Source organism: Actinomadura roseirufa (assembly GCF_900659635.1).
In the GTDB taxonomy this organism is placed as follows: Bacteria; Actinomycetota; Actinomycetes; order Streptosporangiales; family Streptosporangiaceae; genus Spirillospora; species Spirillospora roseirufa.
Window position 1 is genome coordinate 1 of sequence record NZ_CAACVB010000227.1, and the last position, 12,608, is coordinate 12,608.

The following is a 12,608-nucleotide window of genomic DNA, read 5'->3' on the forward strand; positions in this document are numbered from 1 at the left end:
GGGGCCGGGCCCGGGGCTCAGCGTGTCCGCCGCGCCCAGCCGGCGAGCGCGGGCACGGGCGCCGCGCAGGCCAGGAAGACCCCGGCGGCCAGCAGCCAGCCGGCGGCCGACAGGCCGGTGAGCGCGAGCGTGAAGACGGCGGGGCCGGCCATCTGCACGGTCGCCGTGGCGGCCTCGGCGACGCCCTGGTAGGCGCCCCGGGCGTCCTCCCGCATCAGGGTGATCGACAGGCCCCAGCTCGCGGCGACGTAGCCGAGCTCGCCCGCCACGTGCAGGACGGCGGCCGCGATGACGACGGCCGCGGCGGCGGCGCCCGCCCCGCCCGCGGTGGTGGCCAGCAGCGCGCAGCTGGCCGCCAGGCAGACCCCCGCCCAGGCCGCGGTGCGCGCCGCCGCGGCGGTGGTGGCGGCCAGCCGCGCGGCGGGGACCTGCAGCGCGGCGATGCCGATCGAGCTGACGACCACGACGGCGCCGCTCAGCGCGAGCGGCAGGGCGGTCGACCGGGAGATCCACAGCGGCAGCCCGGTGGACAGCATCGCCCAGCACAGCGAGAGCACGGCCGTCGCCGCCATCACCGACACGTAGGGGAGGTCCCGCAGGACGAGCCGGGTCCGCGCGGTGTCCCGCGGCCCGGCCGGGACCCGCGCCGGGGGATCGGGCACCAGGGCGGTCAGGACGGCCAGCACGGCGAGGCCAGCGGTGTTCGCGATCACCGCGGCCAGATACGCCGCGGGGCGGTCGGCCGCCAGGACGAGCGCGCCGAGCCCGGCCCCGGCGGCGTTGCCGGCGTGCTGGGCGACCCGCTGCGCGGCCAGCGCCCGCATCCGCGCCGGGGTGTCGGTGACCAGGCCCGCGACGAGGGCGGTCCGGACGGCGTTCGCGCCGTTGGCCGGGGCGGTGAAGGCGACCGTGACGGCGATGAGCTGCCACGGGCCGTCCGCGACGAGGTAGGCGGCCGCCGCCACGGCCCGCACGAGCGTGACCGCCACCAGGACGAGCCGGGGGCCGTGCCGGTCGGCCAGGACGCCGATCGGCACGGCGGCGGCGAGCGCCGCGGCCCCGGCGAGCGCCATGGCGAGCCCCACGGTGGCCGCGGACAGGTGCAGGATCCGGGTGAAGAACAGCGCCCAGATCGTGAACCACAGCCCGTCGCCGAGGGCGGAGACGCCGCGTCCCCACACCAGGCGCCGCAGACCGGCCCGCGTCGCGTCCGCCGTGGGTTCGGCGGTGCCCTCGGGCCCCGCCTCCGTGCCTTCGGGACCCGCCTCGGCCACCGGCATCGCATCCACCCTTCATGTTGTCCTGAAACATGAATGTGGCCCGGCGGGGAGCGGTTCAAACATCCACCATTCATGGAAGCATGAAGGGTGATAGCGTCCGCTGGAGCCGACGAGGGGAGGCGTTCCATGCCGGCATGGGCCGACCCGGGCGACCCGGTCCTGGCCTCGATCACCGGGCTGGCGGGCGACCTCGCCGACCCCGTCCGCCTGTCGGTGCTCCAGCTGCTGACGGCCGAGGGCCCGCACACGCCGGCCCAGCTCGCCGACGCGATCGGGGTCTCGATGTCCCGCCTCGGCAACCATCTGGCCCGGCTGCGCGCGAGCGGGCTGGTCACGGCCGAGCACACCGGCCGGCACGCGGTCTACCGGACGGCCGCGCCCGGCCTCGGCGCCTTGCTGGAGGCGCTGTCGCGCTACGCGCACGCCGATCCGGCCCGGTGGCGGGACCGCCCGCCCGCACCGGCCGACATCGCGCACACCTGCTACGACCACGCCGCCGGACGGCTCGGCGTCGCGATCTTCGACATGCTCCTGGGCCGCGCGGCCCTGCTCGCGCCGGACGCCGCCGGCGCGGTGCGGCTCGGCCCCGGCCAGGACGCGTTCGCCGACCTCGGCGTCGACCTCGGCGCCGTGCGGCCCGGCCGGCGCAAGCTCGCCACCGCCTGCCTGGACCGCACGCTTCGCCGCCCCCATCTCGGCGGCGCGCTCGGCGGCGCCGTCCTGGACGCCCTCCTCGCCGGGGAGCTGGTCCGTCCCGGGGACGAGGAGCGGGAGCTGAGGGTGACTCCGCGGGGCGAGGCGACCCTGGGCGCGCTGCTGCCGGGCTTCGAGCCCGGATGACGCCCCCGGACCGCGCCCGGCGGTGCGGCGGGGCTCAGCGGTCGTTCTGGGCGGCCTCGCGGGCGATGTCGGTGCGGTGGTGGGAGCCGCGCAGGCCGAGCCGCGCCACCGCCTCGTAGGCGGCGGTGCGGGCGTCGGCGAGGGCGGGCCCGGTGCCGACGACGCTGAGGACCCGGCCGCCGCCCGCGACGAGCCGCCCTTCGGCGTCCCGCGCGGTGCCCGCGTGCAGGACGTAGGCGCCCTCGACCTCCGCCGCGCCGTCCAGGCCGGTGATCTCGTCGCCCTTGACGGGGCTCGCCGGGTAGTTCTCGGCGGCCACCACGACCGTCACGGCCGCGCCCGGCAGCCAGTCGAGCCGCAGCGCGGGGTCGAGGCCGCCGATCGCGCAGGACTGGAGCAGCGTGCCGAGGGGGGTGGCCAGCCGGTCCAGGACGACCTGGGTCTCGGGGTCGCCGAACCGGGCATTGAACTCGATCACCCGGACGCCCCGCGACGTCAGCGCCAGCCCCGCGTACAGGACGCCCACGTACGGGGTCTGGCGGCGGCGCAGCTCGTCGACGGTGGGCTGGACGACCGTGGCCATGACCTCGTCCACCAGGCCGGGCGGCGCCCACGGCAGCGGCGTGTAGGCGCCCATGCCGCCGGTGTTGGGGCCCGCGTCGCCGTCGAAGGCGCGCTTGAAGTCCTGGGCGGGCAGGAGCGGGACGGCGTGCTGCCCGTCGCACAGCGCGAACAGCGAGACCTCGGGGCCGTCCAGGAACTCCTCGATGACGACCCGGCCGCAGGCGGCGGCGTGCTCGGCCGCGGCGGCGCGGTCGGTCGTCACGACGACGCCCTTGCCGGCGGCCAGCCCGTCGTCCTTGACCACGTAGGGCGGCCCGAACGCGTCGAGCGCCGCCTCCACCTGAGCGGTGCTCTCGCAGACCCGCGCCTCGGCGGTCGGGACGCCCGCGGCGGCCATGACCTCCTTCGCGAACGCCTTGGAGCCCTCGATGCGGGCGGCCTCGCGGTCGGGACCGAAGCAGGGGATCCCGGCCAGGCGCAGGGCGTCGCCGACCCCCGCCACCAGCACCGCCTCGGGGCCCACCACGACCAGGTCGACGCCGAGCCGCCCGGCCAGCTCCGTCACGGCCGTGGGGTCGGTGGGATCGAGCTGGTGGTTGGCCGCGATCTCCGCCGTGCCGGGGTTGCCCGGGGCGCAGTGGAGCGCGGTGACGACTGGGTCGCGGTGCAGGGCGCGGGCGAGCGCGTGCTCGCGGCCACCCGATCCAAGGACGAGTACTCGCACGTGACGCGAGCTTAGTGGGCCCGGACCACGCGGACGCCGGGACGGGTGAGGCGGCCGTCACACCCGTCACGGGTGAACCTCCGCGTTCGCCCAGGCGTCTTAAATGTCGGCTGATAAGCTGCCGTGGGCTTGACGGCCCAGTGTCGAGGTGCCTGAAAGGAGGTGGTCGGGATGAGTCCTGGTGATCCTTGCAGTTCGCCGGAGAACCCTCACAGTCCGGACTGGACTGTTCATCCGTCCGCCTTCATGTGGCACCCGGCCGGTACTCTCGCGCGCTCCCTCCGCTGAACCTGGGTCGAGCGCGCGCTACGTGCGTGGCCGGCGGGTTAGGAGCACCTCATGGCCATGACACGAGTTCGTCCCGGACGCGCGCTCTTCAAGACCCGGGGCCGTCCCCACGGGACCCGGCCGCCGAGCCGCGAACGGGACTCCGCCGTCATCGACTGGGCCGCCTACATCGACGGGCACCGCGCCTCCACCGACACGGTCGAGGACGCCGTCCGCCTCGTCCGCGACGGCCGGCTCACCCTGAGCGGTGACGGCGCCGGGTTCGTCTGGGTCGGCCTCCAGGAGCCGTCGGCGACCGAGCTGACCGAGCTCGCGGAGGTCTTCGGGCTGCACCCGCTCGCCGTCGAGGACGCCATCCACGCCCACCAGCGGCCCAAGCTCGAACGCTACGACGACGTCCACTTCGTCGTGATGAAGACCGTCGGCTACGTCGCCAGCGGTCCCGGCGGCGCCGAGGTCGTCGAGACCGGCGAGATCATGATCTTCTGCGGGCCGGACTTCGTCGTCACGGTCCGGCACGGCACCCACGGCGAGCTCGGCCCCGTCCGCGCCCTGCTGGAGAGCGAGCCGCGGCGCCTCGCGCTCGGCCCGGCGGCGGTGCTGCACGCCGTCACCGACCGCGTGGTCGACGGGTACGTGTGCGTCGCCGACGCCGTCCAGGAGGACATCGACGAGGTCGAGGAGGCGGTGTTCTCCCCCGAGCGCACCGACGAGTCGCGCCGCATCTACCGCCTCAAGCGCGAGGTCATCCAGCTCAAGCGCGCCGTCGGCCCGCTCGCCGGGCCGCTGCGCAACCTGACCGGCCGCCGCTTCGTCCCCGCCGAGATCAAGGAGTACCTGCGCGACGTCGAGGACCACCTGACCCGCGTCCGCGAGCAGGTCGAGTCCTACGACGAGCTGCTCAACCCGATCCTGCAGGCCCACATGACCCAGGTGACCGTCGCCGACAACCAGGACATGCGCAAGATCTCCGCCTGGGGCGCGATCTTCATGGTGCCGACCGCGATCGCCGGGGTCTACGGGATGAACTTCGACTTCATGCCCGAGACCAAGTGGCACTACGGCTACCCGATGATCCTCGCGGTCATCGGCCTGTCCTGTCTGTCCCTCTACCGCGGGTTCCGCCGCAACGGCTGGCTGTAGCCGCCGAGGACGCGGCGCAGGCGGTCCGGGTAGTCGGTCACGATCCCGTCCACGCCGTACTTGACGAAACGGGCCATGTCCTCCGGCTCGTTCACCGTCCACACCACCACCGGCAGGCCGAGGGCGTGGGCGTCCTCGACCAGGCCGGGCGTGGTCAGCGCGTCCTCGGGCGACACCGCGGTCGCGCCGGCGGCCACGGCGGCGCCGATCGGGTCGTCCGGCGGGAGGCCCGCGAGCCAGGCCGTCCCCGGGACGAGCGTCTTGCGCTCCACCAGCGCCATCCGGCCGAAGCCCGGATGGCGCGCCTGAGCCGCGCCGAGCACCCGCCAGTCGAACGCCAGCAGCCTGCTGCGGCCGGTCAGCCCCGCGTCCCCGAGCACGCGCGCGACGGCCGCGGTGAACCGCGCGACCTCCGCGTCCGGCCAGCCCGGGTCGGTCTTCAGCTCGACCGACAGCCGCACCCCCGCCGGGCCGAGCAGCGCGCACGCCTCGGCCAGCGTCGGGATCCGGGCGCCGGGCACCGGCCGCTGCGTCGCCGCCAGCGCGTCGTCCCGCCGCCGGACGCCAGCCTCGACCGTCCTGAGCTGCTCCATCGTCAGCTCCCGGACGGCCCTGCCGATGTAGGGGAACGCCGGGTCGCCCGGCCACGCGGGCGCCGTGTCGGCGAGCGTCGCCGGTGACAGCACCTGGTCGTGGCAGAGGACGACCACGCCGTCCGCGGTCAGCCCGACGTCGAGTTCGACCACGTCCACGCCGAGCTCTACCGCGTACTCGAATCCGGGGAGGGTGTTCTCCGGGCGGAGCCCACGTGCCCCCCGATGGCCGTGCAGCTCGACGGTCCCGCCGATGGAAATCACGGCCCGCACGCTACCGGGCCCGCCCGAACCCGCGGTGGACGCCGAGTGAGGGCACGTTGTCGCACCGCCGGACGGGTCGTCCGAGTCCGGCGATCAGGACACCCGCCTCAGATCAGCGCCGTCAGATCACGCCGTCAGATCAGCGGGCGCAGCGACAGGGTCTGATCGCGGCCCGGCCCCACACCGATCGCGGAGATCCGCGCCCCGGACATCTCCTCCAGCGTCCGGACGTACGCCTGCGCGTTCTTGGGCAGGTCCTCGAACGTCTTGGCGGCGGTGATGTCCTCCTGCCAGCCGTCCAGGTACTCCAGGACGGGCTTGGCGTGGTGGAAGTCGGTCTGCGTGGTCGGCATCTCCTCGACGCGGACGCCGTCGATCTCGTAGGCCACGCACACGGGTACCCGCTCCAGGCCGGACAGCACGTCCAGCTTGGTCAGGAAGTAGTCGGTGATGCCGTTCACCCGGGTGGCGTACCGGGCGATCACGGCGTCGAACCAGCCGCAGCGGCGGTCGCGGCCGGTCGTCACGCCGTACTCGCCGCCGGTCGTGCGCAGGAACTCGCCCCACTCGTCCAGCAGTTCGGTGGGGAACGGCCCGGAGCCGACGCGGGTCGTGTACGCCTTCAGGATCCCGATGACCCGGGTGATCCGGGTGGGGCCGACGCCGGAGCCGGCGCACGCCCCGCCCGCCGTCGGGCTGGAGGACGTCACGAACGGGTAGGTGCCGTGGTCGATGTCCAGGAGCGTGCCCTGGGCGCCCTCCAGGAGCACGACCTTGCCGTCCTCCAGGGCCTTGTTCAGCACCAGCGTGGTGTCGGCGACGAACGGCTTGAGCCGCTCGCCGTACTTCACGTACTCCTGCACGATCGGGCCGGTCTCGATGCGGCGCCGGTTGTAGACCTTCGTGAGGACCTGGTTCTTCTCGCGCAGCGACAGGTCGAGCTTCTGGGTCAGGATGTTCGGGTCGAACAGGTCCTGGACCCGGATGCCCATCCGGTTGATCTTGTCGGCGTAGGCCGGGCCGATGCCGCGTCCCGTGGTGCCGATCCGCGCCTTGCCGAGGTAGCGCTCGGTGACCTTGTCCAGGGCCCGGTGGTGGGGCATGATCAGGTGCGCGTTCCCCGAGATCAGCAGCCGTTCGCAGCCGATCCCGCGGTCCCGCAGGCCGTCGATCTCCTGCAGCAGCACGGCCGGGTCGATCACCACGCCGTTGCCGATCACCGGGACCACGTCGGGCGACAGCACCCCGGACGGCAGCAGGTGCAGCGCGTAGCTCTTGTCCCCGATCACCACGGTGTGGCCGGCGTTGTTGCCACCCTGGTAGCGGACGACGTAGTCGACGTCCCCGCCGAGCAGGTCTGTGGCCTTGCCCTTGCCCTCATCTCCCCACTGGGCCCCGACAAGAACGATGGCAGGCATGCCACTTTCCCTTCCCACGACGAAGGCCCCGATCGCCGCAAGCACGAAGGGGCCTCTTGCGATCGAATCGTACCCTGTGTTTGCTCGCACCACCCTCGGCGGTCGGGCGCTGGGCGCCCTCCCTTCAACGGGCGATGCGGCGATCGCCGCATCGCTTCGTCTCGCCCGGGGGCTCGCTGCGCGATCAGATTCTCGCTTCGCTCGAATCTGGCTTCGCACGCGATCGCCAAGCCGGCGGTCTGAACTCCCAGGTCATGGCGCTGCGGAAACGTCTTGGCGGGTTGTGATTCGTTCGCCAGGGTACCCGCTCAGCTCGTCAGGGTGTCCGCTGCCGTGGGGCTGCTGTCGCGGAGGAAGGTCTTGCAGCGCTCGGCCTCGCTCTCCTCGCCGATGGCCGCGGCGGCGCGGCCCAGGGCGTGGAGGGCGCGCAGGAAGCCGCGGTTGGGCACGTGCTCCCAGGGGACGGGGCCCTGGCCTCGCCAGCCGGCCCGGCGCAGCTGGTCCAGGCCCCGGTGGTAGCCGGTGCGCGCGAAGGCGTAGGAGTCGATGACGCTGCCCTTGGCGAACGCGCGGTCGGCCAGTTCGGCCCAGGCCAGCGGGACGTCCGGGTGACGCGCGGCCACCTCGAACGGGTCGACGCCGTTCTCCAGGGCCTCGCGGGCCTCGGGGTGGTCCGGCAGTTCGGTCGGAGGCAGGCCGCCGAGCAGGTTCTGGGTCATGCGGGTCATCGTAGATCGGCGTACCCCGTTCGCATCACCCCGGGTGGGGGGCGTGTTCCCGATGGGGAGCGGGTGGGGGCGCGAGAACGGGGCCGGGAGACGTCCCGAGGACGGGTGCGGGGGCGGGCGTCAGCGGCAGCCGGAACCGGGCGGTGCCGCCCGACGGCAGCGAACGGGCCGTGGGCCAGCCGCTGCGGATCGCCAGCACGGCCTCGCGGTTGGTCGCGATGACGTCGGCGTCGAACTCGGTGACGCCGCGCCGGAGCGCCAGCCCGGCCAGGCAGGAGACGAGCAGGCCGCCGACGCCGCACCGCTGCCAGGGGTCGGCGACCAGGACGGCCAGTTCGGCGCGCGAGCGGCACCGGTCGGCGCGGATGTACTCGGCCACTCCGATGATCTCCCCGGCGAGCAGCGCGATCAGGGCCTCGCGGTCCCAGTGGTCGAGCGCGTCGAGGGAGCGGAGGTAGTGGTCCGGGATGCGCGGGGTGCCGGAGAAGAAGCGGGAGTAGAGGCTCGCCTTGGACAGGTGGGCCGACATCCGCCGCAGCCGCTCTCCGTCGGCGACGCCGTACGGGCGGATCCGGACGTCCTCGAGAGTCGGCGTCCACCACGAGGGGCCGGGCACGGGCGCGGCGATCCGCAGGGCACCGCGTCCCTTGAGTTGCTTCATGCGACTCATTCGAGCGCATAAAGTTTCTTCACGCAACTCTCGATGCGCCTCGCGGCGCGGCGGGATCAGGATCCGGGGCCGGGGCGGGCGTCGACGTCCGAGGGGCTCAGCGGGGCACCGCACGCGCTGCACGTGAACTGCGGCGTCAGCGTCCCGTCGCAGCCCCGATGGCCGATGATCGCGGGCGGGCCGTCGGGGGCGTAGTGGCGGTCGCCCCACATCAGCAGCGTCATCATGGCGGGCCACAGCTCGACGCCCTTGCGGGTGAGGCGGTACTCGAACCGCTCCGGCCGCTCCTGGTACGGGACGCGCCGCATGAGGCCCTCGTCGCACAGCCGGGTGAGGCGGTCGGTCAGCACGTTGCGGGCCACGCCGAGCGCGTCCTGGAAGTCGTCGAAGCGGCGGACCCCCTGCAGGGCGCTGCGGATCACCAGCAGCGTCCAGCGGTCGCCCACGACCTCCAGGGCCCGGGCGATCGAGCAGTTCTGCGACTCGTAGGTGCGGGGCAGGGCCATGGCCCGAGACTATCGAAGTTTCGTCATGAAACGCATGGATCGGGGCCCGGGACGGCGCGCTTCACCGTCCCGGGCCCCGGCCGGTCCCGCGGGGACGCTACTTGAGCCTCTTGCCCGCCGACAGCAGATGCTCGGCGGCCTCGGCGACGCGCGAGGCCATCGCGGCCTCGGCGGCCTTGCCCCACGAACGCGGGTCGTACTGCTTCTTGTTGCCGACCTCACCGTCGACCTTCAGCACGCCGTCGTAGTTGCGGAGCATGTGGTCGGCGACCGGGCGCGTGAACGCGTACTGGGTGTCGGTGTCGATGTTCATCTTGACCACGCCGTAGGACACCGCCTCGCGGATCTCCTCCAGCGTCGAGCCGGAGCCGCCGTGGAACACCAGGTCGAACGGCCGGTCCTTGCCGCGCTCGGCGCCGACCGCGTCCTGGATCTCCTTGAGCACCTCCGGACGCAGCTTGACCGAACCCGGCTTGTACACCCCGTGGACGTTCCCGAACGTCGCGGCGAGGATGTAGCGGCCCTTCTCGCCCACGCCCACGGCCTCGGCGGTCGCCAGCGCGTCGCCCGGCGTCGTGTAGAGCTTCTCGTTGATCTCGTGGGCGACGCCGTCCTCCTCGCCGCCGACGACGCCGATCTCCATCTCCATGATGATCCGGGCCTTCGCGCACTCCTCCAGCAGGCCCGCGGCGATCTGGAGGTTCTCCTCCAGCGGCACGGCCGAGCCGTCCCACATGTGCGACTGGAACAGCGGCTCCTCACCGCGCGCCACCCGCTCCTGCGAGATCGCGATGAGCGGGCGCATGAAGCCGTCCAGCTTGTCCTTCGGGCAGTGGTCGGTGTGCAGCGCGATGTTCACCGGGTACTTGGCGGCGACGACCCGGGCGTACTCGGCCAGCGCGCTCGCGCCGACGACCATGTCCTTCACCGTGGCGCCGGACAGGTACTCGGCGCCCCCCGTGGACACCTGGACGATCCCGTCGCTCTCCGCCTCGGCGAAGCCGCGCAGCGCGGCGTTCAGCGTCTGGCTGGACGTCACGTTGATCGCGGGGTAGGCGAAGCCCTCCTGCTTCGCTCGGTCGAGCATCTCCGCGTAGACCTCGGGCGTTGCGATGGGCATTGTCAGCGTCCTTTCATACGCAGTGGTGCCGCCGGGCGTCCGGCCGGGCGGCAGCGCTCGGACGACCGCGCGTCCGGGAGAGAAACCCCTGGTCACACGGCTCCGGGCCGGGCATGCCGTCCAATGGTCAGTATCTCGTCTCGCTGCTCACCCGTCTCCAGAGGGGGCGTCGCGACCAGTATCCCGGATTCCGGTGCCGCGGCCAGCCCACCGTCCCGGCGCGCCCGGACGCGTCGCGGCGGAACACCGGACACCCCGCGCGGACAGGGCCTGCAGTCCTGTTTTCCCACCTATTGGACGCGTCCGGCCGGGTACGCTCGCTGTGTGGATCTCACGACCCTTCCCATGGACATCACCGAGTACCTCCATCCGACCGCGTGGCTGGAGCTCTTCGGCACGTTCGCGACGATCGGCGTCCTCGCCATCATCTTCGCCGAGACCGGACTGCTGATCGGCTGCATCCTGCCGGGTGACTCGCTGCTGTTCACGGCGGGGATCCTCACGGCGGTCTCGACCGTCAACGGCCAGGAGTTCCAGTCGCTGTCGCTGCCCTGGCTGCTCATCGGCGGGCCGGTGGCGGCGATCGCCGGCGCGCAGCTCGGCCACTGGCTGGGCGCCCGCTACGGCCGCAAGCTCTTCGACCGCCCCGACTCCAAGATCTTCCGGCAGGAGTGGGTGGAGAAGGCCGAGTTCTACTTCAACCGGTTCGGCCCGGCCCGCGCGGTGGTGCTGGCCCGGTTCATCCCGATCGTGCGGACGTTCCTCAACCCGCTCGCCGGGATGCTCGGCATGGACGCCCGCAAGTTCTTCGTCTGGAACCTCGTCGGCGGCGTGGTCTGGACGGACGCCCTGTTCCTGCTCGGCCACTTCCTCGGCTCCGAGGTGCCCGACATCGAGCGGTACATCCTGCCGGGCGTCGCGGTCATCCTCATCCTTTCGGTCATCCCGATCGTCCGGGAGATCATGAAGGGACGGGGTTCCGCGCACAACGGTCCGAACAAGAATGGCTCTGAAGAGTCACGTCCGTCGCTCAGCAGTGACAGTTATCGCTAACCTCCCCATGTGGGACGTCATCGGTCGGACCCTCGTGGTCTCGCGCGCATCCTCATCGCGGCCGTCGCCGTGGTGGCCGCCCTTGCCCTTCTCATCGTCGGCGGCATGGCCCTGGTGAACGCGGTCTCCGGCGAGCCCGACAAGAGCGTCCCCCCGTCCGGTGTCCCCGGCCCGAGCGGGGGGGCGAGCCCGTCGGCGACGCCGAGCAGCCCGCCCGCCGCCGCGGCGGCCTCGGCCGGAGTGCCCCTGGTCATCCGCGTGACCGGGCCCGCCACCACCGTGTACGTCAAGGTGTCCACCAATGGCGACGTCCTCACCCACGGCGTGCTGGCGACGGGCGAGACGCGCAAGTACGAGGAGAGCCCGCTCAGCGTCGTGGCGACCAACGGCGGCTCGCTGGAGGTCCTGATCTACGGCAAGCGGCAGCCGCCGGTGGCCGCGGGCACCCGCGGCCAGTGGTACGTGAAGGCCCAGAACCAGCAGCGCTGAGCCCGGTCTCAGAGGCCGAGGTCGGCGACCTCGAACGGGTGCCGGTACTCCAGGCCCTCCTCGGCGATGCGTGCCGCCGCGCCGCGCTCCAGGATCGTCGCGACCGCGACCACGTCGGCCCCCGCCTCGCGCAGCGCCTCCACGGCGGTCAGCACCGACCCGCCGGTCGTCGAGGTGTCCTCGACGGCGAGCACCCGGCGGCCCGCGACGTCGGGCCCCTCGATGCGGCGCTGCAGCCCGTGCGCCTTGCCCGCCTTGCGGACGACGAACGCGTCCAGTGCCCGGCCCCGCGCGGCCGCGGCGTGCAGCATCGCGGTCGCGACCGGGTCGGCGCCGAGCGTCAGCCCGCCGACGGCGTCGTAGCCGAGGTCGGCGGTCTCGTCCAGCATCACCCGGCCGACCAGCGGCGCCACGGCCCCGTCCAGCGTCACCCGGCGCAGGTCCACGTACCAGGACGCGCGCTTGCCCGAGGACAGCACGAAGTCGCCGTGCACGACGGCCTTGTCCTTGATCGCCTTCAGCAGGTCTTCTCGATCGGTCACGGAAGCAAACCCTATTCATCCCGCCCGCCGTCCGCGCACCCGCTCCGCCCCTGTACGGTTTCCGGAGGCGACGCGGCCTCCGCCGCCTCGCGGCCCCGCGGACGAGGCGGTGAGAACGCGTGACCCCCGGTTCCCTCGTCCTGCTGCACCCCCCGGGCGCCTCCGCAGCGTCCTGGGGCGACCTGCCCGAGGCGCTCCGGTCCGCCGGGTTCGACGTCGCCGTCCCGGACGCCGGGGACGACACGGGCGCCCGCTACGTGGCCCGCACGTCACTGCTCGTCGCGGCGAGCGCCCCGGCCGCCCCGCTGGTCCTGGTCGCGCGGGGCGCCGCCGGCCCGCTGGCGCCCGCGATCGCGCTGGCCCAGCGCGCCGCCCGCCCCCCCCTC

Annotated in this window: 13 protein-coding genes and 1 pseudogene; 5 read left to right on the top strand and 9 right to left on the bottom strand. The window is 73.4% G+C overall.

Translation table 11 applies throughout. The annotated features are described in order from the left end of the window. Window positions 1–17: 17 nt before the first annotated feature. On the bottom strand, window positions 18–1,280 hold the full coding sequence (locus E1291_RS32345) for an MFS transporter (RefSeq protein ID WP_131741875.1): 1,263 nt from the start codon (window positions 1,278–1,280) through the stop codon (window positions 18–20). Window positions 1,281–1,406: 126 nt separating this feature from the next. On the opposite strand from E1291_RS32345, the gene E1291_RS32350 reads away from it, so the two are divergent. After that, window positions 1,407–2,120: an ArsR/SmtB family transcription factor gene (locus E1291_RS32350; protein WP_131741876.1), complete on the top strand. Its 714-nt coding sequence runs from the start codon at window positions 1,407–1,409 to the stop codon at window positions 2,118–2,120. Window positions 2,121–2,154: 34 nt separating this feature from the next. On the opposite strand, the gene purD is transcribed toward E1291_RS32350, so the two are convergent. Beyond that, window positions 2,155–3,408: a phosphoribosylamine--glycine ligase gene (gene purD / locus E1291_RS32355; protein WP_131741877.1), complete on the bottom strand. Its 1,254-nt coding sequence runs from the start codon at window positions 3,406–3,408 to the stop codon at window positions 2,155–2,157. Window positions 3,409–3,747: 339 nt separating this feature from the next. Here purD and E1291_RS32360 point away from each other — a divergent pair, with 339 nt between their 5' ends. Then, window positions 3,748–4,839, top strand: a complete 1,092-nt coding sequence (locus E1291_RS32360) for a magnesium and cobalt transport protein CorA (protein WP_131741878.1) — start codon at window positions 3,748–3,750, stop codon at window positions 4,837–4,839. Here E1291_RS32360 and E1291_RS32365 read toward each other — a convergent pair. From E1291_RS32365 to fbaA, 6 genes are all read right to left on the bottom strand, one after another. Next, window positions 4,806–5,696 carry a glycerophosphodiester phosphodiesterase family protein gene (locus tag E1291_RS32365; protein ID WP_131741879.1) on the bottom strand — a complete coding sequence of 297 codons (891 nt, stop codon included), beginning with the start codon at window positions 5,694–5,696 and terminating at the stop codon, window positions 4,806–4,808. The two genes, E1291_RS32360 and E1291_RS32365, sit on opposite strands and share 34 nt — an antisense overlap. A gap of 134 nt (window positions 5,697–5,830) precedes the next feature. Next, window positions 5,831–7,114, bottom strand: coding sequence for an adenylosuccinate synthase (locus E1291_RS32370; RefSeq protein WP_131741880.1), 1,284 nt, complete (start codon window positions 7,112–7,114; stop codon window positions 5,831–5,833). A 308-nt stretch (window positions 7,115–7,422) separates the two neighbouring features. Continuing rightward, window positions 7,423–7,842, bottom strand: a complete 420-nt coding sequence (locus tag E1291_RS32375) for a DUF3151 domain-containing protein (protein ID WP_131741881.1) — start codon at window positions 7,840–7,842, stop codon at window positions 7,423–7,425. Window positions 7,843–7,867: 25 nt separating this feature from the next. Then, the gene (locus E1291_RS32380; RefSeq protein ID WP_131741882.1) at window positions 7,868–8,503 is read right to left on the bottom strand and encodes a GNAT family N-acetyltransferase; all 636 of its coding nucleotides are present in this window, start codon (window positions 8,501–8,503) and stop codon (window positions 7,868–7,870) included. A gap of 65 nt (window positions 8,504–8,568) precedes the next feature. After that, window positions 8,569–9,018: a winged helix-turn-helix transcriptional regulator gene (locus E1291_RS32385; protein ID WP_131741883.1), complete on the bottom strand. Its 450-nt coding sequence runs from the start codon at window positions 9,016–9,018 to the stop codon at window positions 8,569–8,571. 97 nt (window positions 9,019–9,115) lie between these two features. Next, complete coding sequence (gene fbaA, locus E1291_RS32390; RefSeq protein ID WP_131741884.1) at window positions 9,116–10,138, bottom strand: class II fructose-bisphosphate aldolase; 1,023 nt, start codon at window positions 10,136–10,138, stop codon at window positions 9,116–9,118. Between the two features lie 324 nt (window positions 10,139–10,462). Here fbaA and E1291_RS32395 point away from each other — a divergent pair, with 324 nt between their 5' ends. Both E1291_RS32395 and E1291_RS32400 read left to right on the top strand, forming a co-directional pair. Next, window positions 10,463–11,191 carry a DedA family protein gene (locus tag E1291_RS32395; protein ID WP_242614513.1) on the top strand — a complete coding sequence of 243 codons (729 nt, stop codon included), beginning with the start codon at window positions 10,463–10,465 and terminating at the stop codon, window positions 11,189–11,191. A gap of 9 nt (window positions 11,192–11,200) precedes the next feature. Then, entirely contained in the window at window positions 11,201–11,680 is a 480-nt protein-coding gene (locus tag E1291_RS32400) for a hypothetical protein (RefSeq protein WP_207401056.1), read from the top strand. A gap of 8 nt (window positions 11,681–11,688) precedes the next feature. Here E1291_RS32400 and pyrE read toward each other — a convergent pair whose 3' ends face one another. Then, on the bottom strand, window positions 11,689–12,222 hold the full coding sequence (gene pyrE, locus E1291_RS32405; RefSeq protein WP_131741885.1) for an orotate phosphoribosyltransferase: 534 nt from the start codon (window positions 12,220–12,222) through the stop codon (window positions 11,689–11,691). A gap of 119 nt (window positions 12,223–12,341) precedes the next feature. On the opposite strand from pyrE, the pseudogene E1291_RS32410 reads away from it, so the two are divergent. Continuing rightward, a pseudogene (locus tag E1291_RS32410) lies at window positions 12,342–12,608 on the top strand (hypothetical protein); the annotation flags it as partial.

Bases quoted from the DNA above. Each gene is read 5' to 3' on its own strand.
- E1291_RS32345 (WP_131741875.1), bottom strand. From the start codon at position 1,280: ATGCCGGTGGCCGAGGCGGGTCCCGAAGGCACGGAGGCGGGGCCCGAG.
- E1291_RS32350 (WP_131741876.1), top strand. From the start codon at position 1,407: ATGCCGGCATGGGCCGACCCGGGCGACCCGGTCCTGGCCTCGATCACC.
- E1291_RS32360 (WP_131741878.1), top strand. From the start codon at position 3,748: ATGGCCATGACACGAGTTCGTCCCGGACGCGCGCTCTTCAAGACCCGG.
- E1291_RS32370 (WP_131741880.1), bottom strand. From the start codon at position 7,114: ATGCCTGCCATCGTTCTTGTCGGGGCCCAGTGGGGAGATGAGGGCAAG.
- E1291_RS32375 (WP_131741881.1), bottom strand. From the start codon at position 7,842: ATGACCCGCATGACCCAGAACCTGCTCGGCGGCCTGCCTCCGACCGAA.
- E1291_RS32380 (WP_131741882.1), bottom strand. From the start codon at position 8,503: ATGAAGCAACTCAAGGGACGCGGTGCCCTGCGGATCGCCGCGCCCGTG.
- E1291_RS32385 (WP_131741883.1), bottom strand. From the start codon at position 9,018: ATGGCCCTGCCCCGCACCTACGAGTCGCAGAACTGCTCGATCGCCCGG.
- fbaA (WP_131741884.1), bottom strand. From the start codon at position 10,138: ATGCCCATCGCAACGCCCGAGGTCTACGCGGAGATGCTCGACCGAGCG.